Origin of the sequence: Kribbella polygonati, assembly GCF_050320105.1 — a bacterium.
Taxonomy (GTDB): Bacteria; Actinomycetota; Actinomycetes; order Propionibacteriales; family Kribbellaceae; genus Kribbella.
The window spans coordinates 7,852,264-7,877,418 of the sequence record NZ_CP190129.1 but is presented as its reverse complement, the minus strand read 5'-3'; the positions used below and the strand labels follow the sequence as shown (position 1 = coordinate 7,877,418).

Sequence of the window (25,155 nt, the reverse complement as noted above, 5' to 3'; positions counted from 1 at the left end):
GTGGCGTTCCTGTCGCGCAGTGCCGCTACTCGCCGTCCAACTGGTCGTAGTGGGAGGTGATCGACACCTCGTTGACGCCGTTGAAGGTCGCGGGGATCTTGCCGTACGACGTCATCGCGGTTGCTCCGCCGTTCGCGTGGCCGAAGGCGAACTGATAGCCGACCTTGGTGTCCTTGTCGACGGCGACGATCAGGAAGCCGCCGCGAGTACCGCAACCCTGTGCGGCCAACGACTCGTATGGAGCCCAGCCGCCCGAACGAACGAGCTTGAGGACGGGCTTGGCCCCGGCCGCAATCGGGATGTGCACGGTGTACAGCGCGCCCGCCTTCGTCGTCATCAGCAGGGTGTCGTACGTCGCGGTCTCACTGATCACGGTCATCGCCTTGAACCCACGGAACCCTGGCAGCGGACCGAGCGCCCGGAAGCCACCACCGACAATCTGGTAGCGGTACAGGCTGCCATTTGTGTTCAGGCCGTACAGGTACGCGTGCCGAGGCGTCGCGATGCTGTAGTTCGAGGTGGCGATCGACGTGAAGTTGGTCCACCCCGACCCGACCTTCTTGAACGTCGGCCGCGGTACGCCGGCCTCGTCCGCCGGCAGGTACGTCGTGTGCCGGTAGAGGTTACCGCCCTGCAACAGCAGGCCGTACGCGTAAACCTGGCTCCCCGTGGCGTTCGACGCGATATACCAGCTCGCGTTGGCACGGGTAGCGACGAACTTGAACGGGTCGTACACCTGCGCCCGCGGCGGCTTGGCGGCCGTCACGTCCACAGAATCAAGGTTCCCCGCAGCGGTCGGCGACCCCACCGTGCTGATGCACGGCATACCGACAGCCTGGGCCCGCACTGAGTTCGCCCGGGCAGTCTCCGTAGACCACTGCTTCGGCTCGGGCTTTCCGGCGACAGCCGAAATCGACGACGCCGAAGCGGCGATCATCCCCAAACCAGCCGCGGCAATGACCAAACGCCTTAGTTTCATAGGAGTTCCCCCTCCAGAAATGTCCCACCACCCCAAGATTGGCTGACTATAGCCGAGCCCGGCCCGCCTGACGACCCCTATTGCAGCAACCTGCAATCCAGAACCAGGTTCCCTTCCAGGAGGGTCGCTCGGTGGCTATGGTGACCGGGGGATTTGGTCCGGCAATGTCGGGGCCGGCCAGGTCTTCGGGGAGGCACCGTGTACGTCCGAGTGCATTTCAGCTGCGCGGATCTTGCTCGTACGGCGATCGGCCACGAGGCGGATCCGCTGCGCGAAGCCGTCCTCGGAATGCGCGTGCTCCAGACAGACGAGTTGCCGGCCGTATACGGCCTCTGGCGACGTCGGACGAAGCCCCGGCTCACGACAACTGAGCGAGAGCTGTTGACCTTGACTCCGCCGGTCGGCCGCATACCGGACTTTTTGACGCCGTGGGAATCGATTGACGGTCTCGAGGCGGGTCTGTTTGCGATCGCGGCGACACCATCGCAGCGGTTGCGCTCGGAGTTGAGCAGGCTTTCGGACGATGTCCGATTGCCGCGCTGGACACGACAACTCGCGGCCGGAGACTCCGCAATCCTGACGAAAGTGTGTTACGGGCTGAGGCACTTTCACCGGACGAAGATCGCGCCGCTGACGCCCGCCATTTCCGTGGCGATCGCGGCGGATGTGAAACGGCACCGCGACGCAGTCACAAGTGGCGGATTCGAGAAGCTCGCCAACACCCTTCACCCCGCGATTCACTGGCAGGCGCCGGTGCTCAGCTGTCAGGTCGACCAGATCGATCGCGACCTGTATCTGCGCGGCAGCGGCTTGCGGCTTGTGCCGTCTTTCTTCTGCGCGACCACTCCCACCATGCCCCAGGACCCCGATCTGCCGCCGGAGCTCGTCTATCCGGTGACACATGCGTCTGTGTGGCCCGAACCAACCGGCGGGCGGATGGACCCGGAGCACGCGCTCGCTGATCTCATCGGCCGAACGCGAGCCGTCGTACTGCGTGAGATCTCGAGGGGCGCTTGCTCCACCAGCCAACTGGCGGAACAGGCCGGGATCTCACTGGCATCCGCGAGCGAACACGCGGGGGTACTACACCGAACTGGACTCGTCACGACCTACAGGTTCGGCAACGCGGTCCGGCACGCGATCAGACCGATCGGCGAGGAGTTGCTGAACGGCGGCATACAGCATCACGACGTGGACTGAGGCCAGGCCGCCCGTACGGACAAGTGGTCAGTCACGGTCTTGATCACGGGGCTGGGTTCCGCGGGCTTCGTCAAGTACGTCGGTGGTCCAGTCGCGCGAGTCCGCGGGCTTGTCCGGGGTAGCGTCGGGCTCGTCGGACGAGCGACGCCAAGGCTTCAGCAGCCGGCGAAGCAGACGGCGAATCAAGAACACCGCCGCGGCCAGTAGACAGAGGAAGATCAGCCCCTCGACCCAGCTGACACCGAACATTCGAGACCCCTCGATCTAGCGGGATGCCATTTTCATCGTAGCGATCACCTGGTGGTTTGCGTCCTCGGCGACAAGAGTCGCCGGGGCCGACCCGCCAGGCCACCAAGCGAGATACGCGCCTTGGGCAACCGAAGCCGTCACGTGAAGACCCGTCGTCGTCACGACCGAGACCGTCATGACCCGCCGGGAAACGCGACCGTAGACATAACGGTCGCCCGAGCCGGCATCGATCGCTCCACCGTTCCCCGCCACCGAGATCTCATGGCCCGGAGGGAGGGCCGGCGACAGCGTGCGCCCGCCACCTCGTGACTTGCCGATCTCCAGGCAGATCGCCTGACTGTCGCTCCCCCCGAGCAGAGCAGCACGTGACGTACCGCGCTTCTCGGCCGCAACGGGCACCAGCTGCGCCTTGCCCACCAGCCCGACCGGCCGATCCGGCAGGTCGGCAAGGCACTGCTGGACCATGGGGTCATCCAATGAAATGGCCAACGGCGCCGGGACGGCGGTCCACGAGGCGCTGGCAGTCGGCACGAACGTCAGCATCGCCGCGACGGCCGCACCGGCAACAGCCACGACCGAGGCGGCTACTCCCCCGGCAACCCGCTGCCGATGTCGTCGCTCTTCGCGATTGATCCGCGTCAGCAGATCGTTCTTGAGCCCGACGCGCCGCGACGCGGACAGGTCTTCGACGGCCCAGACACCATCGTCAACGATGTCGGTCATGACTGCGCCCCTTCGCCGATGAGAGCGTTTGCATTGGTTTGGCGGTCGTTCGGTCCGGCAGCGTCAGCCCGCCCCTGCAGGATCTGGCGCACGCGTGCCATCCGGGACTTGACGGTGCCGGGCGGTACCCCCAAGACCCGACAGACCTCGTCGTACGGCATCTCGGCGTACACGACGAGCTCATACACGTCCCGGAACTGCGGCGGCAAGGACGCCACCTGATTCCGTAACCAAGCTCGACGTCGCTCTGCCTCGTCGTCCGCCACGACTTGATCGGCGATGTCGTCCACCTCTGGTGAACCGGCCATGGCCATGCCGTCATGCTTGGTCAGACGCCGGGCGGATCGCAGCCGCTTCTGCCCGGCGCGGCGCGCGATCGCCAGCAGGATCGGAAGCGCCGAATCGTGCCGGACCGTGAACGACCGTCGCGAGCGCCAGACCTCGAGATAGGTGTCGGACAGCGTGTCCTCAGCGTCTTGGGAACCTCCGAGGAAACGCACGCAGAAGCGGTAGACCCGGGCCGCGTGCCGGTCGAACAGCACGCCCCAGGCGTCAAGATCTCCTGACCGCATCCGATCCCACAAGACCGCGTCAGCCGGTTCGCTCACCACACTCCCCTATACCCGTCGGCGTACCCGCGGTTCCCACAGCCTGTCAGCTGAGCGGACAACCGCCCTTCGCCGAACTGTTCTCCGAGTACAGGCCGGTGGCTCCGCCGCGGATCTGCATGCAGAAGGTGTTGTTGAAGCCGAAGAAGTCAGCTTGGTAGTAGCGGGTCGATCGGACCTCCCACCCCACGTTGAGATCGGCGCGCCCACCGACCTTGCAGGTCGCGCCGTAATGGCCGCCACACCCAACGTTACTCTGGCTCCAGGACGTAATCCTGCTGTTGGAGCTGCACCAGTTCAGTTGCATCCAGGAGTCACCGTCGTGGATGCCGAGGTCGTACCAGGACTTGTACCAATAGCGGTACCAGCATCCGGAGACCGCGGTCAGGTCAGCTTTGATCCGGGCAGGCACCGGGCCGGTCTGCATATCGGCCCGTTCAGCCGCTGTCGGCACGTAGGGTCCGCCTCGGTCGATCACAGTGACCGACGTCTGATTGGCGAACGCGGTGAGGAACGTGGCCCGATCGGCGGCGCTCAGAGCGTGGAACGCCGCGTGCGGGTCCGGGCTGTGCATCACCGCGGCCGTGATCTCCGCGGGTGAAGATCCACCGGACGTGGGCGCCGCCGCGGCCGGCGCGACAGCAGCGGCAACCGCGACAACCACAATGGCGACGGCCTTGACGAGACGACTGATCGCAGTCACGGACATCTTGCTCTCCTCTCAGTGCCCAGCTCCCAGACGGAGACCGTGGCGGAGGAGTTCATCGTCGACTCGGGCCCATCGGCCCGCTGCGAGGTTTCGGCCGTCGCCGAATGACGCGGGTCCCTTTCGCCCGAGAACGAATCACGACAGCTGCGATGTCTCGGTGCCGCCGGTCGGTTGTCGACTGATTACGGTTCGTGATGGGTGCATGGATCGGAGGTAACACTCGAGCTCGGCTCTTGCCGAAGTGGGACAGGGCGCGCACCAAGCAGGTGCACGGCGGTGGACGTGGACGCCTCCAACCGGTTGACCGCTGTCCGAGGGCGTCGGGCCATGGTTCCGGCACCCTTCCTTCCTTGGCTCGCGCGCGCACTGTTGCTGGAGGCAACGTATACCCGGCCCATCGTTCTCTTCGCCTCCGCGTCCGCCTCCACGAGGCGGTCGAACACCGCGCGCCGGGTGGCCCCAAGTGGTCGAGGAAGTCTGCGGCATCGAAGGCTTGGGCGGGAGCGAGGACGCCGGACTTGGTGCCGTCGACAACCAGGCGGAGTGCGCCTCGGCCGCGATGGCCGCGCGGGCGATCGAGAAACCAGCGACCGTGAACGGTCCCCACAGTTGATCGCCGCGTCGCACCCGTCGAAGGCGCTGATGAGGGCATCGTGATCGTCGCTGCCCACCTGGCGACGGTCGGCTCCTCCGGCGAGGCGGCCGAGGCTGCGGCCGAGCAGTACGGCGGAGACACCGCGGCGAGCCGGTTCCGCGACGACGAGCTTGCCCGTATATCCGCCGACGCCGTACACGGCAATCGTGGAAGTCATGACTTCGACGGTATGGCGATCGCAGAGGACGCCCAATGTGTGATCGGCTCGGGCCGATGCGCGATCGTCGCCGGCTAGAGGCCGTCCACGAGAACGAGTGCGCGCGGCTCGGGAACTCCCAGCATCAGCAGGCTCGTGATCGTTGCTGCTCGGGCGCCGAGGGAGCCGTTCGTCCGGTCACTGTCCGCGATGGTGAACACGGCCCCATAGGAAAGCTGGCTCAGCATGCCTGCTGGCAGGTGCTGCGCGAACACGTCGCTGTCCTGGCCCCGTTTCACGAGGCCTGCGAGGAGCTCATCGAGAGGCCCGAGCAGGCTGTGGATCGCCTCGCCGTACTCGCCGCGCCGTAGCGCCAGCAGCACCCGGTACCGATGGGCCACCGGCCAGACGCGAGCGATGAATTCGACCCACGCCGCGTCCGCTTCCGCCGCTGAGGCGTTCACCTCGGCGAGCACGGCCGTCATCTCCGTGACGGCCCGGTCGGTGAGTGTCTGAATCAGGTCGAGGCGCGAGGGGAAGTGGCCGTAAACGGTACGACGGACGACGCCGGCAGCGGCAGCGATGTCGCCCATCCCGGCGTCGGGATTGTCTCCCAGCACCTCGAGGGAGACGTCGAGGATGCGATCGCGCGTCGCGTTCGTCGAGCGCGCACGAGAGGACTCGGCAGGCACCAGACCATTCTTGCACACCAGTGTGCAGTGAAGTAGATTGCACACTGGTGTGCAATGAGGAACTCCAGGAGGAGAAGGCAATGACCACATCGACGCCGCCGACCGCGACCCTCGTCCGCCCGTTCACCGTCTCGATCCCGGATTCGGAGATCGACGATGTGAAGCAGCGACTGGCCAGGACCCGATGGCCGGCCCCGGAGACGGTGGACGACTGGTCGCAGGGGGTTCGCGTGGAGAACGCCAGAGCGCTGGTCGAGTACTGGGAGCGCGGCTACGACTGGCGGCGCTTCGAGTCCGAGCTCAATCGGTTTCCCCAGTTTCTGACCGAGATCGACGGGCTGGACATCCACTTCATCCATGTCAGGTCGGAGAATCCTGACGCGATGCCGCTGATCCTGACGCATGGATGGCCGGGATCGATCGTCGAGTTCCTCAAGCTGATCGGCCCACTGACCGATCCGGTCGCGTTCGGCGGAGACGCCGCAGACTCGTTCGACGTCGTCATACCGTCGCTGCCCGGGTTCGGGTTCTCCCAGAAGCCCACGGAGACCGGGTGGAATGTATCGCGCATCGCCGGCGCTTGGGTGGAGCTGATGAAGCGCCTGGGCTACCCGAGGTGGGCTGCGCAAGGAGGCGATTGGGGTGCCGTCGTCACCACCGCCCTCGGGGCCATGCAGCCAGAGGGGCTGCTCGGTATTCATCTGAACACCCAGTACGCCTTCCCCGCACAGATCCCGGACACGTTGTCGCCCGAACAGCGCTACGCCGTGGACACCCTCGCCCTCTACACCGGCGAGCTCGGTGGGTCGAATCACCTGCAAGGTACGAAGCCGGAGACCGTCGGGTTTGCCCTGGCGGACTCTGCGGCTGGTCAGGCAGCCTGGATCTACGAGAAGTTCCAGTCGAAGACCGACAACCAGGGACTCGCCGAGGACATCCTCAGCATGGACGCCATGCTCGACGCGATCTCGCTGTACTGGTTCACCAACAGCGCAGCGTCGTCGGCCCGCATCTACTGGGAGAACAGGGCAGCCACTTTCGCCGGCCCGAAGCTGACGCTTCCGGTCGCGGTGACTGTCTTCCCGAGGGACATCCCACGCCTGCCCCGAAGCTGGATCGAAGACACCTACAGCAATCTGATCCACTACGGCGAGGCTGACAAGGGCGGGCACTTCGCGGCTTTGGAACAGCCCGAGATCCTGGTCAGCGAAATCCGCGCTGGTCTTCGCTCCCTTCGCGCTCAAGAATCCCACCTAGGCAGGATCAATGGACATGCTGAGTGACGTGATCACCGCTGTACGAACCGGTACGCCGCATTCGGCGCTCACCAGCCCTTCCGAGCCCTGGAGGCGCAACACGAGCCGTTCGCGGGAGCCGGGTTCCAACTGGTGATGGAAGACAGATTCAGCACCCTGGCCGGACGCCCACCGTTGAGTTACCTGAGCTGGTGGCGGATGATGATCGCGGCCCGGATCCTCCGCGACTCGGAAGCCCCGCTACGCTCGGTGGCCGAGCGCGTTGGCTACACATCGGAGACGCGTTCGCCGCCGCCTTCAAGATGGAGTACGGCCTGGCGCCGACCGGCGATCCGGCCTGTCTCCATTGCCGGTGAGTCACGAGGAAATTGCTCGGCGAGACGGGAAGTCCGGCACTCGGCGTTCGGTGAAGGCGGTGAGGCCCTCGTGGGCGTCGGGGGCAGTGAAGGCCCGCTGGCCGTAGAGGGCTTCGCTGTGGAAGGCCTGGTCCTGCGGGAGGTCGCCGAGGCGCAGGACCGCTTCCTTGATCGTCGCGAGGGCGGTCCCGCTCTTGCGCACGAGCCGATCGGCACGCTCGAGCGCGACGTCGAGCAGGTCTGCACCCGGTACGACGTCGTTCAGTAAGCCGTAGCGCAGTGCCTGAGCGGCCGGGATGCGGTCGCCCAGGAGCATCAGCTCCATCGCCCAGGCGTACGGGATCTGGCGGGCCAGCCGGGTGAGCGTTCCACCGGCGGGTACGACGCCGACGCCGCTCTCCGGCAACCCGAATTCGGCGGTGTCGGCGGCGATGCGCAGGTCAGTCGAGAGCATGATCTCGAAGCCGCCACCGAGGCACAGGCCGTTGATCGCGGCAATAACCGGCTTGAACAGGCTGGTGTGTTTCTGGTGCGCGGCGTCCCACTCCGAGATGTCGAACTGGCCTTCGGCGAGCGCCGGGATGGACTCGGTCAGGTCGGCGCCGACGCAGAACGCGCGGTCGCCGCTGCCGGTGAGGATCGCGACCGCGAGCGAGTCGTCGTCGCGGACCTCGGCGAACGCCGCGCCGAGCTCGTCGTACATCGCGAGGGTCAGCGCGTTCAGCTTGTCCGGACGGTCGAAGCGGATGATCGCGACCGCACCGTCGCGCTCCAGCGTGATGCCACCCATTCAGATCACCCCCTTGGTGCGCAGCTGCGCGATCTGCTCGTCGTCGAGGCCCGCGAGGGCTCGCAGGATCGTCGCCGAATGCTCGCCGACCTTCGGTGCGAGACCCCGGGGTTGCGTGGGCGTGCCGCCGAGCTTGATCGGCGAACCGAACATCCGCAGCTCGCCGAAGTCCGGGTACTCCACGTCCACGACCATGTCGCGGGCCGCGATCTGTGGATCCTCGACGACCTCACCGATGTCCTTGATCGCACTCAGCGGTACGGCGTCGCCGACGATCTCCTCCAGCTCGATCTTCGTCCTGTCCTGGAACCACCGGTGCAGCACAGGCCGTACGCGGCGTTCGTAGACCTCCGGCTCGAACCGTTTGGCCATGGTGTCGATCTCGGGATCGTCGGCGAGTTCCGGCTGCCCGAACAGATGGCACGACAGCCGCCAGAACTTGTCGGTGTACCCGCCGAAGAACACGAACCCGTCCTTGCACGGGTAGAGCTCGTACGGCTTCACGAACGGGTGCTCGTTGCCCAGCGGACCGGGGACCTTGCCGTCGACCGTGTACGAGACCACCGCGTTCTCCGTGAGGCTGAGCACCGAGTCCTGTTGGGATACGTCGACCAACTGCCCCTCCCCGCTCTGTTCCGCGTGCCGCAGCGCGGCCAGTACGCCGATGACGGCGTACAAGGTCGCCGACAGGTCCCCGATGATCGTGCCGACGCGGGCCGGCGGGCGGTCAGGGAAGCCGTTCATCGACCACAGGCCGCCGGTCGCCTGTGCGCTGTTGTCGTACGCCGGCCGGCGCCGGTACGGCCCTGTCTGGCCGTAGCCGGAGATCGCTGTGTACACCAGGCGCGGGTTCTCCGCACGCAGTACGTCGTACCCGACGCCGAGCTTGTCCATCGTGCCCGGCCGGAAGTTCTCGACCAGTACGTCGGCCCGCCGCACCAGGTCCTTGAGCAACTGCTTGCCGTCATGGCTGGCCAGGTCGAGAGTGAGACCGAACTTGTTCCGGTTGTACTGCGCGAAGAAGGCACTGAACTCCTCGCCCGAACTCGCCTTGAGCGTCGGCGGGAACGCGCGGGCGTAATCCGGCTCATGAGGGTTCTCGATCTTGATCACGGTCGCGCCGAGATCCGCCAGCAGCATCGAGCAGAACGGGCCGGCCACGACCCGGGTGATGTCGAGTACGACGATGCCGCGCAGCGCGCCGCTGGACGGGCCGCCGGGCATCTCATCCATGGCTCTCCACTCGGACCGAGGCCTCCAGAAGTGTCCCGCACGAAGGACTGTAGTACTCGTCGATCAGCACATTCGCTCGCGGACGCACCCGGACTCCGTAGTCGGCCAACCGCTCCGCGGCAACATACGTCGCTTTCCGCGCCGCACCGCGCCAGTCGTCCGCCGTCCCCAGGCGAGCACCGCTGGCGGGCACGTACCAGCCCTCGCTGTCCCGTCGTGGCGCGGAGGAGCCGTCTGAGACCGGCCGAGCCGGGGTGCCGCCGAGGCGCTGCTCGTACAGAGAAGCACGCGTCCGGCGAGTAGCGTCCTCATCAACGATGCCATCGGCAACGATCACGCCGTACGCACGCTCAGCGGTCTCGACGGTCACGTAGCCGTCGCGGACGTCCGCAGCCACGAGTTCGGTCCTCCGCAGCAGCGGGTCGCCGTACCCGCCTCCGCCTGCGATCCACTGCACGAACACATCCCCGGCCCGGACACTGACCGACTGCTGGTTGATCGCCAGCAACTCCCGATCAGCTGGAGCCAGCGTGTCCGGGGTCGGTACGACGCCATCCGCGAACAGCCGAGCCACGTCGGTACCACGCCACACCTCGTGACCGCTGCCACCGCCGGGCAGTCCGCCACCGTAGCCGTCGGCAACGACCTGGGCCGTCGGGGCGAACACGGTCTGCGTCACCTCCTGCGCTCCGTGCAGCGTCCAGGCGAACCGCAGGCCGAGCCCTCCGCGGTGCGCACCGTGCCCGGCGCTCGAGGTGTCGAGCTGCTTCCACAGGTACAGCACCGGGTACAGCATCTCGTTCATCTCGACGTCCGGCAGCATGTTGTTGACCTGCGTCATCATGCCCGCGCAGTCGAGGCCGTCGCGGTCCGGCTGGGCGCCGGCGCCCATCCCGCCGCCGTCCATGTTGAACAGGACGAAGTAGTCGCCGTCGTCCGTCGTACCGGCCGAGATGCCACCCGTCCACGAGTCGGCCCAGACACCTTGGGTGCGGTCGCGGACGGTGTCGTCGGCACTGCCCCGGCAGGCGTCGTTCATCAGTTTGGTGACGACCCGGCTGACCCGTGCCCCGGTGGTGAGGTGTCCGTTGCTGATCGGCGCGGGCGGGCGCGGATTCACGATCGACCCGGGCTCGGCGACGATGTCGAAGGCGGTCATGACGCCTTCGTTGAACGGGACGTCCCAGGCCAGGATCGGCACGACAGCGGTGGCGACACTACCGACCAGTGCGCCGTAGCTGCAGTTGACGAAGCCGTCGGTCTGTTCGCTGGAGCCGCTGAAGTCGAAGGTGATCTGGTCGTCGCGCTTGGTCATCGTGCACGCGACCCGGTACAGCTCGTCGACATGCCCGTTGTGCTCGGTCCATTCCTCGGCGGTGTAGGTGCCGTCGGGAATCGCGCGGATCCGGTCGCGTACGACCTGCTCGGCCAGCTGGAACGACAGCTTCGAGTACTCGCGGAACTTGTCCAGACCGAACTCTTGGATCGTGCTCAGCAGCCGCCGGATCCCGGTGTTGTTGCTCGCGACCAGGCTGCGTACGTCGTTCCAGTACAGCACCGGCACGCGGACGTTGTTCAGCAGAATGCGGCGTACCCATTCCACGGGCTCGCCGCGCTCGAAGATCTTCACGCCGGGCGGCAGCCGCAGCGCCTCGGCGTAGCAGTCGTGAGCGCCCGGGGCGAAGCCGCCCGGGGTCATGCCGCCGACGTCCACCAGGTGCGCCTGCGACTGGGCCCAGCCGATCAGTTCCTCGCCGTGGAAGATCGGCGAGATCACGTTGGTGTCCGGCGGGTGGCTGGCCCCGGCGGTATGTGGGTCGTTGCAGATGAACGCGTCACCCGGGGCCAGCGGCTCGCCTTCGATCGCCTTCACCAGGTTCTGTACAGCGACGCTGCCTGAGCCGATGTGGAACTGCACGTAGTCCGAGTACGCGTAGATCCGGCCGGTGGGGTCGAACAGGGCCGTGTTGAAGTCGCCGGCCTCGGTGATGACCGGTGACCCGGACGATCGGATCATCGCGATGCCCATCTCCTCGACGATAGAGTCGAGCCGCATCCGGATTACCTCGAGCGTCACCGGGTCGAACCCTGCGGGGAGTGTGTACGACGTCATGGTCTTCTCCTTCGGAGATCAGGCGAGTCGGAGCAGGAAGTCGCCGCCGGGGGTCAGCTCGACGGTCGCCCCGCTGGGTACGTACACGGTGGTGTCGGGCTCTTCGAGCAGGCACGGCCCGGTCGCTTGGCCGTCGAAGCCGCGGTGTACGTCGAGCTCCACGCGGCCGCCGGTCACCGGTTCGATGACCGTACGGCGGGTGACCTCGTGCCGCGCCTCGCCGACGCCGTGCTCCACGGTTTGCACTTCACTGCGGCCGATGGCCCGGACGCGGGAGTTGACGAGCAGAATGCCGGCCTCGGTCCAGGCAGTGCCTGCCCCGAACTCCTCCTCGTAGTCGGCGACGAACTGTGCGTGCAGCGTCTCCTTGTCCGCCTCGCGGAAGGTGCCGGCGGGCAGCCGCGTCGTCACCTCGAAGATCTGTCCGACGAACTTCATGTCCGCCTCCCGATACAGCTCACGCCTGTCCTCGGGGATCCCCTCGGCCTCGAACCACGCGTGCGCTCGCGCTTCCAGCGCCGCGAACTCCTTGTCGAGCGCGGCCGCCGGATGGGCCGGAGTCCACGGGCTCGTCTGTACGGCCGAGAACACGGAGTCCGCATGCATCAGGCCGTGCGCCGAGAACACCGCCGCGTTGCGCGGGATTACGACCTCGCCGACCCCGGCCTCAGCCGCGATGCCTGCCGCGAACAGCCCGCAGGCACCACCGAAGCCGACGAGTGTGAACTCCCGTGGATCGTGGCCGCGGTTCACGGTGACTTTGCGCAGCGCGTTGGACATCTGCGAGGTCGCCAGCCGGTACACGCCCTCCGCCGCCGCTTCCTCGGTGATCCCGAGAGGCTCGGCCACGTGTTTGCGGAGTGCGGCGCGGGCCTGGTCCTCGTACAGGGGGATCGTGCCGCCGAGGTAGTAGTCAGGGTTGATCAGCCCGAGTACGAGCGCCGCGTCCGTCACCGCGGGCTGCGTTCCGCCCTTGCCGTAGCAGGCCGGTCCGGGGGTGGAACCCGCACTGTGCGGACCGACCCGCAGCAGGTTCCGCCCGTCCACCCAGGCGAGACTGCCGCCGCCGGCGCCGATGGTCTCGATGTCGACCGCGGTCAGGCTCGTCGGCAGGCCGCCGATCTCGGCCCGCGGCAACAGCCGGAACTCGTCGTCGATGATCGCGGCGGCGTCGAGACTCGTGCCGCCCATGTCGGCGGTCAGCACCCGCCGGCGACCGAGCTGCTTGCCCAGCAGGCGCGCACCGGTCACGCCGCCGACCGGCCCGGAGTTGAACATCGAGATCGGGGCCTTCCCGGTCTCCTCCACCGACAGGAACCCGCCGTGCACCTGCATGATCTGTACCCGGGCCCGCAGCCCTCTGCTCGACAGCTCGTCGGCGAGCTGATCGAAGTGGGACGCGACGAGCGGTTTCACCGCGGCGTCGAGCGCTGTCGTCACCATCCGCTCGTACTCGCGGTACACGGGGGTCAACGCGTTGGACAGCGTGTACGGGACTCCCGGATGGTGCTTGTCGAGGTACTCGCCGACGGCCTTCTCGTGCGCGGCGTTGCGGAACGACCACAGCAGGCACACGGCAACCGCTTCGGCACCGGTCGCGAGCACCGCGTCGACCGCTTCCGCGATCGCGTCCTCGGTGAGCGCGACCAGAACGTTGCCGTGCGCATCGACCCGTTCGGCGACCTCGACGATCCGCCGGCGGTCCACGATGTCCGGCGGCGGCGCCATCCGGTGCGGGTCACGCTCGTCCGTACGGGCCGACCGGGCGATCCGGAGCGTGTCGCGGAAGCCCTGGGTGGTCAGCAGGCCCACAGCGGCGTACTTCTGCTCGTCGACCGCGTTGGTCACGATCGTGTTGCCCAGGACGAACCGGTCGACCGCGCCGAGGAAGTCGGCCTCGGTCATCCCCGCGCGCTCCCGCAGTACGCCGATCGCGTCGAGGATCCCGGTGGTCACGTCCTTGGTCGAGAACGCCTTGCCACGGATCGCGCGCCCGTCGACGATCGCCACGGCGTCGGTGAACGTCCCACCGACGTCAATGCCCACATGCAGCGCCATGCTCGCTCTCCTTTGGCCGGGTCGGATATCCCAGGACTGTACGAGCACCACCCCCACCAAGCTATGTGATGTTTATCCACGATCTACTAAGGTCTACTGGACCATCAGTACACTCAGGAGCACTCCGTGACGGACACACTCCCGGTCGACGTTGTCGTCAGCCTCCTCCAGGCTGCCTCCGCCGAGCACGAGGTCGACGTGGACAACCTGCTCGCAGACGCGGACCTGTCCCGGCCGGACGCCCTGCGCGTCGGCGCCGAGATCCGCCGCCTGGCCGCCACCTCGGAACGCCGGCGACGCCGCGACCAGGAGCTCACCGCGCTGTTCTCCTCGGCCCGCGAGCTCGCCCAGCTGCGCGACGTCGACGAACTGCTCGGCCGGCTCGTCGAGCGCGCCCACGACCTGGTCGGCACCGACGTCACGTACCTGTCCGAGTTCGACCCCGACAGCCGCGAGCTCCGCGTGCGCACGACGCTCGGCACGGTCGAACCGTCGTTCCTCGGCCTGCGCGTCCCGCCCGGTGTCGGCCTCGCGAGCCAGGTCGTCGAAGGACGCCGGCCCTCCTGGACGTCGAAGTACGCCGTGATGACGGAGGCGCCGCACGACTCCGCGATCGATGCGGCGGTGTCCGCGGAAGGCTTGGTGTCGCTGCTCGGCGTGCCGCTGCTGGCGGGTGACGAGGTGATCGGCGCGCTGTTCGCCGCCAACCGGGTCGAGCATGCGTTCTCCCCCGAGGAGATCTCGCTGCTCTCGGCCTTCGCGGACCACGCGGCCATCGTGCTGCAGACCGCGCGGCTGCTCGCCCGTACCCAGGAGTCGGCCGACGAGACCCGGCGCGCGTACGGCGAACTGTCCCGCCACGTCGAGGCGATGGAGCGGGCCAGTGAGGTGCACAGCGATCTCACCAGCCTCGTTCTGCAAGGCGGCGCCGCGTCCGACGTCGCGATCGCGCTGGGCCGCGCGCTGCGCTGCCAGGTCACGATGCTCGATCCCGAGCACCTTGACGGTCCGGTCGGTGACGCCGTCGATCGGAGCCGCCGCAGCGGACGTTGCTCGCCGGTTGCCGATGGCACCTATGCGGTCGCGGTCCTCGCCGGGCCGGCGCTGCTCGGCGCACTGCTGCTCGAGCAGGGCGAACTGGAGTTCGGGCCGGTCGAGCTGCGCACCGCGGAGCGCGCCGCCCAGATCACGGCGCTGCTGAACCTCAAGCAGGACGCGATGATCGAGGCCGAGCAGCGGGTCCGGAGCGATCTGCTCGCCGACCTGCTGTCCGACGACGCCGACCGGCGCGGCGAGGTCGCATCCCGCGCCCGTGCCCGCGGCATCCGGCTCGACGAACTGCGGTCGGTGGTCGTGGTCTCCGTCCCGGCCGAACTGCGCCGCGACGCCATCCGCGCCCTGCGTCGCACCGGAGGGCCGGCCGGCGAACACGCCGAACGGGCTGTCGTGCTCACGTCGCATGCGGACCCGTCCGCCGCAAGCACCTTCGTCCACACCACAGTGAGCCGCGCAGTGCGAGCCCCTGTGCTGACGGTTGGCGCTGCGTTCTCCGACGACCTGCGCGCCCAGGTCGAAGCCGCGGCGTCCTGCGTACGGATACTGCCGTCGCTGGGCCTGACCGACGTCGCCGTGACCACGGACGAGTACCTTCCGTACGTCGCCCTTTTCGGACCGGGGGAAGCGCGCGTAGCGGCGTACGTGCGGCGGGTCATCGGCCCGATCCTGGACTGGGACGCCAAACACGTCGGCAAGCTCCTGCCGACCCTGGCCGCCTACCTGAGCAACCGGATGAGCCCGGTCGCCACGGCCCGTGCGCTCCACCTGCACAAGAACGCCGTGCTCCAGCGCTTGGAACGCGCCAGCGAGCTCCTCGGCGACGACTGGCAGGAACCCGACCGGCTGTTCCGAATCACGGTCGCGGTACGCCTCGCGGAGCTGACCAAAAGTCCATAGCACAGCCACCTCTTGTGGACCGTCGGTCCGTTCCCGGCGGCTACACCGACGGCTAGCGTCGTCCCTCGTACCGCAGCCGCACCGAGGAGGGCCGCCATGCCGCGCACCAGCCGAATCCCGGGTCTCCGCGATCTCTCCGTCGAGGACCGGCGTACGTCGATCGCTCGAGCCGCCGGCATCGATCCCGGCTCGATCGCCGCGTTCGACCCAGCCCATGGTCTCAGGATCGGCCTGGCGGACCACATGATCGAGAACGCGGCCGGAGTCCTGGGCGTACCGCTCGGAGTCGCGACGAACTTCGTCGTCAACGGCGTCGACGTACTGGTGCCGATGGCAACCGAGGAGGCCTCGGTCGTCGCGGCAGCGAGCAACTCCGCCAAGATCGCTCGCCTGCACGGAGGCTTCACCACGTCCTCGACCGCACCCGTGATGCAGGCCCAGGTTCAGATCGTCGGCGTCGCCGATCCCGAAGCCGGCCGGGTCCGGCTGCTCGAGGCGCGCGACGAACTGATCGCCTTGGCCAACGAGCAGGACCCCAAGCTCGTCGAGTTCGGCGGCGGCGTACGAGACATCGCGGTCCGGCTGGTCTCCTCCCGCGCCGGCGTCTACGTGGTCGCTCACCTGCAGGTCGACGTACGCGACGCCATGGGCGCCAACGCGGTCAACACGATGGCCGAGGCGGTCGCCGCCCGCGCGGCCGAGATCGCGGGCGGCACCAGCCTGCTGCGGATCCTCACCAACAAGGCCGACCTCCGGCTGTCCCGCGCCCGCGCGGTGTTCGACGCGGACGCGCTCGGCGGCCCCGAGGTCGTCACCAACATCATCCATGCCGCCGCACTGGCCGAAGCGGACCCGTACCGCGCCGCCACGCACAACAAGGGCATCATGAACGGCATCAGCGCCGTCGTACTTGCCACCGGCAACGACACGCGAGCCGTCGAAGCCGGCGCCCACTCGCACGCCGTCTCCCCAGCCGGCCTCTACACCTCACTGTCCCGCTTCGAGAAGGATGCCGACGGCAACCTGGCCGGCACGCTCGAACTGCCCATGCCGGTCGGTCTCGTCGGCGGGGCCACGAAGGTCCACCCGACCGCACAAGCCGCGATCGCTCTGCTCGGCGTCCGCACCGCCGCCGAACTCGCGGAGGTCATCACGGCAGTCGGCCTCGCGCAGAACCTCGCCGCCGTCCGCGCGCTCGCCACCGAAGGCATCCAACGCGGGCACATGTCATTGCACGCCCGAAACATCGCCTCCACCGTCGGCGCGACCGCCGCCGAGGTCCCCGCCGTCGTCGCCCGCCTGGTCACCGACCGGAAAGTCCGCGCCGACTACGCCGAACAGGTACTCGCCGAACTGCGATCCCGGCAATGAACATCTACGGAACCCACCCGCTCCCCGGCCTTCCCGACGCCGTCACCATCTGCGAGGTCGGTCCCCGTGACGGGCTCCAGAACGAGTCCACGCCGGTTCCCACCGAGGTGAAGATCGAGTTCATCGACCGGCTCGCCGACGCCGGCCACAGCGTCATCGAGGCGACCAGCCTGGTGCATCCACGATGGGTGCCGCAGTTGGCCGACGCGGAAGAGGTCCTTCGTCGCCTCGACCGGCGACCGGGTGTCCGCTACCCGGTCCTCGTACCCAACGAGCGGGGTCTCCGGCGCGCCCTCGACCTCGGCGTTACCGACATCGCGGTCTTCGCGGCGACCACCGAGTCCTTCGCCAAGGCCAACCTCAACCGCACTGTCGCGGAGTCCCTCGACATGTTCGCACCGGTCGTCGTACAGGCGCGCGCGGCCGGAATGTCGGTACGCGGCTACCTGTCGATGTGCTGGGGCGATCCGTGGGAGGGCGCAGTACCAATCAGCCAGGTTGTCAACGTCGCCACTCGGCTGCTGTCCATGGGCTGCACGGAACTCAGCCTCGGCGACACGATCGGTGTCGCCACCCCTGGTCGCGTCGTCGCCCTGCTCGAAGCCCTCACCGCCGCCGGCATCCCGATCGCCTCGATCGCCGTACATTTCCACGACACCTACGGCCAGGGCCTCGCCAACACGCTCGCCGCACTCCAGAACGGCGTCACCACCGTCGACACCTCAGCAGGCGGCCTCGGCGGCTGCCCGTACGCCAAGAGCGCCACCGGCAACCTCGCCACCGAGCCCCTCCTCTGGCAACTCGAAGGCCTCGGCATCCACACCGGCGTCGACCGCACCAAACTCATTGCCACCAGCACCTGGCTGGCCGAACAGATGACTAGGTGACGCTGAAGCTTCCACCAACCGTTCTGCCTCTCGAAGATCAACCCCCGACGGACTCAGGCCGGCGAACTACCCGCTGTGGGAGTCGGTGTTCCGGTCACCGCGAACGGCGCCGGCCGCCAAGCCCATGCGCCGCCCGAAGATGCCATCACCATCTCCGAGATCACCACGATTGCCGAACCGGCTTCCTCGAGGTTGCCCCACTGGTCCGCAGGCATGGACCAGAGCCGTTGGCCGGGCCAGCGTTGGACTCTGCTTGTTCACGGTGCTGTTCACGTTTGGCATGTCCGGCGTAAACCATGGCCTGGCTGTGCCGACATGTTCGCTACTCAGAGTTTGTCGCACCCGGGGGCGCGGCCGCCACGGTCCGCCACAGCATCGTAGCGGACGGTCGCGAAGGGTACTTGCTGCTGTCGAAGGGCGGGCGTGGTGAGGCTTTCGCGGTTCATTTTTCTGGCGGTTTCGGGTGAGACGTCCACCTATCGGTGGCTGCTCGCGTCGCCGAACAACAGGGAGCTCGGACGGGGCGCCAACGGCTGGCCGAGCTATCAGGCCTGCCGTGACGACGTGACCCGGGTGCAGGGCGGCATCGGGCAGGTCGAGTCGTCGATGGCGACCGACGCCATCATCGGGCAGTGGACCTGGCGGGTCAGTCTTGCCGACATCGTTGTCGCGCGGTCCGCGCGGTACTACCAACGAGAGCGCGAGTGCCGGTACAGCCTCAACGCGTTCCTGACGGCGGTTCCGACGGCGACGCTGGTGGACGGCGTACGGCAGATCGACCCGGCACGCCGAGGTGGCAAGCCGCGCGCGGTACCCACCGACGAACTCTCGACCGGAGCCGCGTCGTGACCGACCAGCCGCGGGTGGTGAAGACCAGGATCGGCCCGGCCGACCACGTGTTCCGTGGTCTCAGCAGGACGGCCGGCTTGCTGGTCCTGGCGATCATGCTGCTGGTCGGCCTGTTCCTCCTCTATCGCGGTCGGCAGGCGCTCGCCAAAGCGGGCTTACTCAAGTTCCTGACCACCGAGACGTGGGAACCGGACTCGTACAACTTCGGCATCGCCGCAGTGCTGACCGGTACGGTCCTGATCGCCGTCGTCGCGGTGGCCCTCGCGGTCCCGCTCGCCACCGGTACGGCGCTGTACATCGCGGAGTACGCGCCCCGCCGGGTCCGGCCGACGCTGATCAGCCTGGTCGACCTGATGGCCGCCGTGCCGAGCATCGTGTACGGACTCTGGGGCGCGTATCTCCTGCAGGGCAAGGTGATCGGGCTGTCCCGGTGGCTGGCGACCTGGCTCGGCTGGATCCCGGTCTTCAAGGTCGACGGGTACGACGCGGCGGATCCGCTGTCGCCGATGGCGGTGTTCACCACGTCGACGTTCATCGCCGGGATCGTGGTCGCGCTGATGATCACGCCGATCATCTGCTCGATCATGCGTGAGGTGTTCTCGCAGGCGCCGGCCGGTGAACGCGAGGGAGCGTACGCGCTCGGCGCCACCCGCTGGGGCATGGTGCGGACCGTCGTCCTGCCGTTCGCGGCGGGCGGGATGATCGGCGGCACGATGCTCGGGCTGGGCCGGGCGCTCGGCGAGACGATCGCGGTGTACCTGATCATCTCGCCGGTCTTCACGATCCAGCCGCACATCCTGCAGAGCGGGGCGAACTCGATCTCCGCGCTGATCGCGCTGCGGTTCGGCGAGGCGACGCAGTTCGGGATGTCGGCGCTGATGGCGGCCGGGCTCGCGCTGTTCCTGATGACGCTGATCGTGAACTTCGCCGCGTCGACGATCGTCGCGCGGACCCGCTCCGGCACCGCCAGCGAGGCATGATGGACGAGCAGTTCCGGGACACCTCGTCGGTACGGCGTACGGACGTCTTCGCGCTGGTCGGCGCCCTCGCAGGAGCGACGGCCACGACTGCCTTGATCTTCACGCGGTTGGCGCCGTTCAACGGGGTCATCGGTTTCGTCGTCGTCGACTACGTACTGTTCCTCGCCCTCTACGCCTTGCTGGTGTCGTTCGACGAGAACGGGTTGGCGGTGCGCGACCGGCTGGCCGCGGTCGTCGTCCACAGTCTCGCGCTGCTGGTGCTCAGTGCGCTCGTCTCCGTCGTCACCTACACACTCTGGCGTGCACGTACGACGCTGCCGCATCTCAATCTCTACACGCAGGACATGAGCAAGGCCGGTCCGGTCGATCCGGTGACGGTCGGCGGTGTGCTGCACGCGATGGCCGGTACGCTGATCATGATCGCGATCGCGCTGGCGATCACCGTGCCGCTCGGCATCGTCTGCGCGGTGTTCCTGAGTGAGATCCCGGGGCCGTTCAGCCGGTTCGTCCGGACGATCGTCGAGGCGATGACCGCGTTGCCGTCGATCGTGGCCGGGCTGTTCGTGTACGTCACGGTCGTCGTCCTGCTCGGCGTCGGCTTCTCCGGGATCGCGGCGGGACTGGCGATCAGCGTGATGATGCTGCCGATCGTGATCCGGTCCGCCGACGTCGTCCTCCGGCTGGTCCCCGGGACGCTCAAGGAGGCGTCGTACGCGCTCGGCGCCGGTCAGTGGCGCACGGTCTGGCACGTCACGCTGCCGACCGCGCGGTCCGGGCTGACCACGGCGGTCATCCTGGGCACCGCTCGCGGCATCGGCGAGACCTCACCGGTGCTGCTCACCGCGGGGCTGACGCCCCGGATGAATCTCAATCCATTGGAGGGACCAATGGTTTCGCTGCCGCTGGCGACGCTGACCTTCGTCAAGTCGCCGCAACCCGAGATGGTCGCCCGGGGCTTCGGCGCCGCGGCCGTACTGATGATCCTCGTGCTGATCCTGTTCGCGATCGGACGAGCCCTTGGCAGGAAGGGATAACGCACAGATGAGGACCATTGCCGCCAGAGTCGCCGCCACACTGGTGGCGATCGTTCTGGTGCTGACGTCGGCGGCCGCCGGCGCGTCGGCGGCCAGCTATGTCACGATCAGCGGTTCCGGCTCGACCTGGAGCGCCAACGCGATCCAGCAGTGGATCACGAACGTCGGCCAGTACGGGATGCGGGTCAACTACGCGGACCAGGGTTCGTCGACCGGCCGCGCGCAGTTCAAGGAGGGCACGGTCGACTACGCCGTGTCGGAGATCCCGTACGGCCTGAAGGACACCGGGACGAACTCGGCGGACCCGGCGCCGATCCGCAAGTACGCCTACATGCCGATCGTCGCCGGCGGCACGTCGTTCATGTACAACCTCAAGATCAACGGTCAGCGGGTGACCAACCTGCGGCTGTCCGGCGACACCCTGACGAAGATCTTCACCGGGGTGATCACGACCTGGAACGACGCCGCGATCCGCGCCGACAACCCGAGCCTCGCGCTGCCCGCCCGCAAGATCGTGCCGGTGGTGCGCTCGGACGGATCCGGTACGTCGGCGCAGTTCTCGATGTGGATGTCGCTGCAGTACCCGGCGCTGTGGAACGCCTTCTGCCGTCGCGTCGGCCGGTCGACACCGTGCGGTCAGACGTCGTACTACCCGACGCTGCCCGGCTGGCAGGCGCAGGCCGGGTCGGACAACGTCGCCGGGTACGTCGCCCAGCAGTACGGCGAGGGCGCGATCACGTACGTCGAGTACTCGTACGCGCAGGAGAACCAGTTCCCGGTCGTCAAGGTGCTGAACTCGTCCGGGTACTACGTCGAGCCGACACCGTCCAATGTCGCGGTCGGGTTGCTGCAGGCGCGGATCAACGAGAACCCGAGCTCGCCGGCGTACCTGACGCAGGACCTGAGCGGCGTCTACCGGAACGCGGACAAGCGCGCGTACCCGTTGTCGTCGTACTCATACATGATTCTGCCGCTGGCGCTGGAATACGGATTCACCGCGGACAAGGGATACACGCTCGGGGATTTCGCGTACTACTTCCTGTGTGAAGGGCAGCGCAGTACGCCCGCGCAAGGATATTCGCCGTTGCCGATCAACCTGGTGCAGGCAGCGCTGAAGCAGGTCCAGCGCATTCCCGGTGCCGTTCGGAAGACCACGGACATCAAATCCTGCCGGAATCCCACATTCTCTCCGGACGGGACGAACCTGCTGGCGAAGAACGCGCCGTACCCGCCGGAATGTGACCGCAAGGGGGCGACCGCCCAGTGCGGTACCGGGACCGGCGGGGCGCAGCAGACGACGCCGCCGTCCGGCGGTGGCGGCAACAACGGCGGCGGATCGAACACTCCCGGCAGCGGCCAGACCAGCGGCCCGAACACGAACAACAAGAACGGCGGTGGAGGTGGCGGGGGCGGTGGCGGTGGGGGCGGCGGTACGCAGAACCCGACCGGCCAGGGGACCACTGGCACGAACACCACCGGCAAGCCAGGACCGGGTGGCGCCGTGACACCAGGCACCAAGCCCGTGGTCGACCCCGACACAGGCGAACAGCAAGGCAACGGCCAGAACGTCGTCGCCGGCGGCGAGGTTCAAGCTGTCGCCCAACCCGTCGCGATGGCCCAGCCGAAGGGCTGGCAGCAGCAGCACTCGATCATGCTGCTGGTCGGCCTGCTCCTGCTGAGCGTAGTGATCGCGCCGCCGCTCATCATGCGCTACACCGGACGCAGCAAGTGAGACACCACATCGCCCGGCTCTGCGCCCTCGCGCTGGTCGTCGTCAGCGCGTCCGCCGCGGGCCTGTCCGAGCCCCCGACCGAATCCGCTGACGGATCGAGTTCGGCCGTGACCGTCAGCGGGCACCCCGGCCGGTACGACGACTTCTCCAACCTGAAGATCACCGTCTCGCAGACCAAGAACCTCACCGCGCAGGCAATCCACCTGAACTGGACGGGCGGATCACCGACGCCCCGCCGGTCGTTCACGTACAACTACCTCAGCCTGATGCAGTGCTGGGGCCCCGACCCGAACGCCGCCGACTTCCGGGAGACCTGTCAGTTCGGAGCTGGGCTACCCGCGCCGATCGCGAGCCGGTCCGGCGACGCCTCGCGGGCGGTGTTCCCGTCGCTCGATCCACGCGAGACCCACCAGCCGATCCCGGTCACGGCCCAACAGACGACGCCCTCGCTGCCGTTCAAGTCGGCTGCCGGCGGCACCTACATCGACGCCGGCCGGGACACGCCGTCCAGCCCGCCCCGCAAACCACCGACGGGGTACGCCGGCCTCGTCGTCGACCTGTTCAGCGCGAACAGCACGAACGAGCAACCGTGGGTACCGATCGCCGCCGACGGCACCGGCGAGGCCGTGTTCTGGCTGCAAACCGTCACGGAATCCCCGCATCTCGGGTGCGGCGCACCGATCAAGTCCGGCACGCAACTCACGGGCAGGTCGTGCTGGCTGGTCATCGTGCCGAAGGGCCAGCACGCCGCCGACGGTTCGCCGTTGAACGACCAGTCACTCGACCCGAACTCGCCGCTGTCGGCGACCAACTGGGAGAACCGGATCGCCGTCCCACTGCAGTTCGATCCGGTGCAGGGCTTCTGCTCGATCGGCGCGAAGGAGCGGCTGACCGTCGGTTCGGAGCTGATCTCCGACGCGATGGTGTCGTGGCAGCCCGCACTGTGCGCGGGCGGCGGAGCGGCGTACGGCTATGCACCGCTCGGCGACGGCACCGCCGCGCAGCAGTTGCTCAGTGGCTTCGACGGCGCACCAGGTCTCGCGTTCACCGGCCCACCGGTGGTACCGAAGGCCGGGCAGCCGGAGGTCGTGCACGCTCCGGTCGCGATCTCCGGCATCGGTATCGCGTTCCTCGTCGACGAGGACCCCGGTACGTTCGCCCCCGAGGACGCGCAGCAGAAGCGCGGCCGGCTGATCGAGGACATCAAACTCACGCCGCGGTTGGTGGCGAAGCTCCTTACGCAGTCGTACCAGCAGGACGTCCCGGGCGATCCGCCGCATCCACAGCTCAAGCAGAACCCGTACTACATCACCTACGACCCGGAGTTCCGGCAGCTCAATCCGGAGTTCGACCACTTCCCCGACTTCGCCAGCGGGCCGCGCGGCCTGATGGTTGTCGGCGGCAACGCCGCGGCGATCCGGGAGGTCTGGCGGTGGGTGATCGCCGACGCCCAGGCCCGCGACTGGCTCGGCGGGAAGCCGGACGAGAACGGGATGGTCGTCAACCCGAACTATGCCCAGTACAACCTGACCAAGGACGCGCCGCAGAACTTCCCGAAGGCCGACCCGACCTGCGCGAAGAACCCCGTCACGGCGCCCGAGCAGTACTGCACGCAGGACCTGCGGCCGTACCTGGGCAGCTTCGCCAACATCGCACAGCGGGTACTGCGATCCGACGCCGGCGAACGGCGCGTCTGGGATCCGCTCAAGCAGCCGCTGCCCGCGTACGTCAACTCGCCGCCGCTGCCGGTCAGCCGGCGCTGGGCGCTAGGGGTCACCGACACCGCCGACGCCGAGCGGTACGGCGTACGCATGGCCAGCCTGCGCAACGCGTCCGGCCAGTTCGTCGCTCCGACCACTTCGGCGTTGCTCGCCGGTGTCGACGCGATGAAGGACTCCGGCGTCGACGGTGTGCTCTCGATCGACCCGACGGCGAACGCGCCGACGGCGTACCCGTTGACGATCGTCACGTACGCGGCCGTGAACACCCAGCAGGACCAGGAGGCGCGCACCGAGTACGCGAAGTTCCTCGAGTACGCCGCGACGACCGGCCAGGAGCCCGGCGTGGAACGAGGCCGGCTGCCGGCCGGGTACGCGCCACTGCCCGGCAAGATGCGGCAGAAGACCCTCGCGGTCGCCGCCCAGCTCCGCCAGGCACAACCGACCCCACCACCGCCGCCGACCCGCACCCCGACTCCCCCGTCATCGACACCGTCGTCCAGCGGTACGCCCGTGTCGCCCGGCGATCCAGGCAACCCCGGCGGCGGCCCGATCGGAACGAACACAGCCCAACCGCCCGGCACCGTTTCCACCTCGCCTGGGGGTGTTTCGCCAAACCCGTCGGTCGTGGCCGGACAGTCGCCGTCGGTCTCCACCTCACCGCCACCGGTCACGCTCTCCCCGATCCCCCGCGCCGCCCGGACCAGCACACCGCCGACGCTCGTCGGAATGGCCGGCTGGATCCTCACGCTCGTACTCGCGGTCGGCGCGATCGCCGGCCTCGGCGGCATCGGACTGCGCGTCGTCGCCACACAGCGCGCAAAACGCCGGAAGACGTGATTCAGGTGCTGCAATCCGGTCGTTCATCTGGCCA

Annotated in this window: 21 protein-coding genes; 11 read left to right on the top strand and 10 right to left on the bottom strand. The window is 68.0% G+C overall.

Annotation, left to right across the window (positions count from 1 at the left end; translation table 11 throughout):
• Window positions 1–25: 25 nt before the first annotated feature.
• The gene (locus tag ACQHIV_RS37810; RefSeq protein ID WP_427889133.1) at window positions 26–772 is read right to left on the bottom strand and encodes a hypothetical protein; all 747 of its coding nucleotides are present in this window, start codon (window positions 770–772) and stop codon (window positions 26–28) included.
• 405 nt (window positions 773–1,177) lie between these two features.
• On the opposite strand from ACQHIV_RS37810, the gene ACQHIV_RS37805 reads away from it, so the two are divergent.
• On the top strand, window positions 1,178–2,179 hold the full coding sequence (locus tag ACQHIV_RS37805) for an ArsR/SmtB family transcription factor (RefSeq protein WP_427889132.1): 1,002 nt from the start codon (window positions 1,178–1,180) through the stop codon (window positions 2,177–2,179).
• Between the two features lie 27 nt (window positions 2,180–2,206).
• Here ACQHIV_RS37805 and ACQHIV_RS37800 read toward each other — a convergent pair whose 3' ends face one another.
• From ACQHIV_RS37800 to ACQHIV_RS37785, 4 genes are read right to left on the bottom strand one after another with little or no spacing between them, the layout of a single operon-like run.
• On the bottom strand, window positions 2,207–2,428 hold the full coding sequence (locus ACQHIV_RS37800; RefSeq protein WP_427889131.1) for a hypothetical protein: 222 nt from the start codon (window positions 2,426–2,428) through the stop codon (window positions 2,207–2,209).
• A gap of 15 nt (window positions 2,429–2,443) precedes the next feature.
• Entirely contained in the window at window positions 2,444–3,151 is a 708-nt protein-coding gene (locus tag ACQHIV_RS37795) for a hypothetical protein (RefSeq protein WP_427889130.1), read from the bottom strand.
• On the bottom strand, window positions 3,148–3,759 hold the full coding sequence (locus tag ACQHIV_RS37790; protein WP_427889129.1) for an RNA polymerase sigma factor: 612 nt from the start codon (window positions 3,757–3,759) through the stop codon (window positions 3,148–3,150). Before ACQHIV_RS37790 ends, ACQHIV_RS37795 begins: the two co-directional genes overlap by 4 nt.
• A gap of 46 nt (window positions 3,760–3,805) precedes the next feature.
• Window positions 3,806–4,468 (bottom strand): hypothetical protein, encoded by a 663-nt coding sequence (locus ACQHIV_RS37785; RefSeq protein ID WP_427889128.1) that lies wholly within the window; start codon window positions 4,466–4,468, stop codon window positions 3,806–3,808.
• Between the two features lie 653 nt (window positions 4,469–5,121).
• Here ACQHIV_RS37785 and ACQHIV_RS37780 point away from each other — a divergent pair.
• On the top strand, window positions 5,122–5,358 hold the full coding sequence (locus tag ACQHIV_RS37780) for a hypothetical protein (protein ID WP_427889127.1): 237 nt from the start codon (window positions 5,122–5,124) through the stop codon (window positions 5,356–5,358).
• On the opposite strand, the gene ACQHIV_RS37775 is transcribed toward ACQHIV_RS37780, so the two are convergent.
• The gene (locus ACQHIV_RS37775; RefSeq protein WP_427889126.1) at window positions 5,355–5,951 is read right to left on the bottom strand and encodes a TetR/AcrR family transcriptional regulator; all 597 of its coding nucleotides are present in this window, start codon (window positions 5,949–5,951) and stop codon (window positions 5,355–5,357) included. The genes ACQHIV_RS37780 and ACQHIV_RS37775 overlap by 4 nt on opposite strands.
• An 80-nt stretch (window positions 5,952–6,031) precedes the next feature.
• Between ACQHIV_RS37775 and ACQHIV_RS37770 the strand changes: the two genes are divergently transcribed.
• Window positions 6,032–7,234, top strand: a complete 1,203-nt coding sequence (locus ACQHIV_RS37770; protein WP_427889125.1) for an epoxide hydrolase family protein — start codon at window positions 6,032–6,034, stop codon at window positions 7,232–7,234.
• 330 nt (window positions 7,235–7,564) lie between these two features.
• Here the strand turns inward: ACQHIV_RS37770 and ACQHIV_RS37765 are convergent, their stop codons facing one another.
• Genes ACQHIV_RS37765 through ACQHIV_RS37750 form a run of 4 tightly spaced genes read right to left on the bottom strand, consistent with a single transcriptional unit; the run spans window position 7,565 to window position 13,757 of the window.
• The gene (locus tag ACQHIV_RS37765; RefSeq protein WP_427889124.1) at window positions 7,565–8,353 is read right to left on the bottom strand and encodes an enoyl-CoA hydratase/isomerase family protein; all 789 of its coding nucleotides are present in this window, start codon (window positions 8,351–8,353) and stop codon (window positions 7,565–7,567) included.
• A complete protein-coding gene (locus ACQHIV_RS37760; protein WP_427889123.1) occupies window positions 8,354–9,586 on the bottom strand; it encodes a CaiB/BaiF CoA transferase family protein in 1,233 nt (410 codons plus the stop codon). It lies immediately after the preceding gene.
• Entirely contained in the window at window positions 9,579–11,699 is a 2,121-nt protein-coding gene (locus tag ACQHIV_RS37755; protein WP_427889122.1) for a hydantoinase B/oxoprolinase family protein, read from the bottom strand. The genes ACQHIV_RS37760 and ACQHIV_RS37755 overlap by 8 nt, the downstream gene beginning before the upstream one ends.
• 18 nt (window positions 11,700–11,717) lie before the next feature.
• On the bottom strand, window positions 11,718–13,757 hold the full coding sequence (locus ACQHIV_RS37750) for a hydantoinase/oxoprolinase family protein (protein ID WP_427889121.1): 2,040 nt from the start codon (window positions 13,755–13,757) through the stop codon (window positions 11,718–11,720).
• 126 nt (window positions 13,758–13,883) lie between these two features.
• Between ACQHIV_RS37750 and ACQHIV_RS37745 the strand changes: the two genes are divergently transcribed.
• The 8 genes from ACQHIV_RS37745 to ACQHIV_RS37710 all read left to right on the top strand — a co-directional run bounded on the left by ACQHIV_RS37745 (window position 13,884) and on the right by ACQHIV_RS37710 (window position 25,121).
• Window positions 13,884–15,710 (top strand): helix-turn-helix domain-containing protein, encoded by a 1,827-nt coding sequence (locus ACQHIV_RS37745; protein ID WP_427889120.1) that lies wholly within the window; start codon window positions 13,884–13,886, stop codon window positions 15,708–15,710.
• Window positions 15,711–15,806: 96 nt separating this feature from the next.
• A complete protein-coding gene (locus tag ACQHIV_RS37740) occupies window positions 15,807–17,081 on the top strand; it encodes a hydroxymethylglutaryl-CoA reductase, degradative (RefSeq protein WP_427889119.1) in 1,275 nt (424 codons plus the stop codon).
• Window positions 17,078–17,968: a hydroxymethylglutaryl-CoA lyase gene (locus tag ACQHIV_RS37735; RefSeq protein ID WP_427889118.1), complete on the top strand. Its 891-nt coding sequence runs from the start codon at window positions 17,078–17,080 to the stop codon at window positions 17,966–17,968. The genes ACQHIV_RS37740 and ACQHIV_RS37735 overlap by 4 nt, the downstream gene beginning before the upstream one ends.
• Before the next feature lie 426 nt (window positions 17,969–18,394).
• Window positions 18,395–18,817 (top strand): hypothetical protein, encoded by a 423-nt coding sequence (locus ACQHIV_RS37730; RefSeq protein ID WP_427889117.1) that lies wholly within the window; start codon window positions 18,395–18,397, stop codon window positions 18,815–18,817.
• Window positions 18,814–19,797, top strand: a complete 984-nt coding sequence (gene pstC / locus ACQHIV_RS37725) for a phosphate ABC transporter permease subunit PstC (protein ID WP_427889116.1) — start codon at window positions 18,814–18,816, stop codon at window positions 19,795–19,797. The genes ACQHIV_RS37730 and pstC overlap by 4 nt, the downstream gene beginning before the upstream one ends.
• Window positions 19,797–20,831, top strand: a complete 1,035-nt coding sequence (gene pstA / locus ACQHIV_RS37720; RefSeq protein WP_427889115.1) for a phosphate ABC transporter permease PstA — start codon at window positions 19,797–19,799, stop codon at window positions 20,829–20,831. The genes pstC and pstA overlap by 1 nt, the downstream gene beginning before the upstream one ends.
• 7 nt (window positions 20,832–20,838) lie before the next feature.
• The gene (locus tag ACQHIV_RS37715) at window positions 20,839–22,563 is read left to right on the top strand and encodes a phosphate ABC transporter substrate-binding protein PstS (RefSeq protein WP_427889114.1); all 1,725 of its coding nucleotides are present in this window, start codon (window positions 20,839–20,841) and stop codon (window positions 22,561–22,563) included.
• Entirely contained in the window at window positions 22,560–25,121 is a 2,562-nt protein-coding gene (locus ACQHIV_RS37710; RefSeq protein WP_427889113.1) for a hypothetical protein, read from the top strand. The genes ACQHIV_RS37715 and ACQHIV_RS37710 overlap by 4 nt, the downstream gene beginning before the upstream one ends.
• Window positions 25,122–25,155 lie beyond the last annotated feature (34 nt).

Coding starts and splice junctions, on each gene's coding strand:
- ACQHIV_RS37800 (WP_427889131.1), bottom strand. CDS start 2,428: ATGTTCGGTGTCAGCTGGGTCGAGGGGCTGATCTTCCTCTGTCTACTG.
- ACQHIV_RS37795 (WP_427889130.1), bottom strand. CDS start 3,151: ATGACCGACATCGTTGACGATGGTGTCTGGGCCGTCGAAGACCTGTCC.
- ACQHIV_RS37785 (WP_427889128.1), bottom strand. CDS start 4,468: ATGTCCGTGACTGCGATCAGTCGTCTCGTCAAGGCCGTCGCCATTGTG.
- ACQHIV_RS37770 (WP_427889125.1), top strand. CDS start 6,032: ATGACCACATCGACGCCGCCGACCGCGACCCTCGTCCGCCCGTTCACC.
- ACQHIV_RS37765 (WP_427889124.1), bottom strand. CDS start 8,353: ATGGGTGGCATCACGCTGGAGCGCGACGGTGCGGTCGCGATCATCCGC.
- ACQHIV_RS37760 (WP_427889123.1), bottom strand. CDS start 9,586: ATGGATGAGATGCCCGGCGGCCCGTCCAGCGGCGCGCTGCGCGGCATC.
- ACQHIV_RS37755 (WP_427889122.1), bottom strand. CDS start 11,699: ATGACGTCGTACACACTCCCCGCAGGGTTCGACCCGGTGACGCTCGAG.
- ACQHIV_RS37750 (WP_427889121.1), bottom strand. CDS start 13,757: ATGGCGCTGCATGTGGGCATTGACGTCGGTGGGACGTTCACCGACGCC.
- ACQHIV_RS37740 (WP_427889119.1), top strand. CDS start 15,807: ATGCCGCGCACCAGCCGAATCCCGGGTCTCCGCGATCTCTCCGTCGAG.
- ACQHIV_RS37735 (WP_427889118.1), top strand. CDS start 17,078: ATGAACATCTACGGAACCCACCCGCTCCCCGGCCTTCCCGACGCCGTC.
- pstA (WP_427889115.1), top strand. CDS start 19,797: ATGGACGAGCAGTTCCGGGACACCTCGTCGGTACGGCGTACGGACGTC.
- ACQHIV_RS37715 (WP_427889114.1), top strand. CDS start 20,839: ATGAGGACCATTGCCGCCAGAGTCGCCGCCACACTGGTGGCGATCGTT.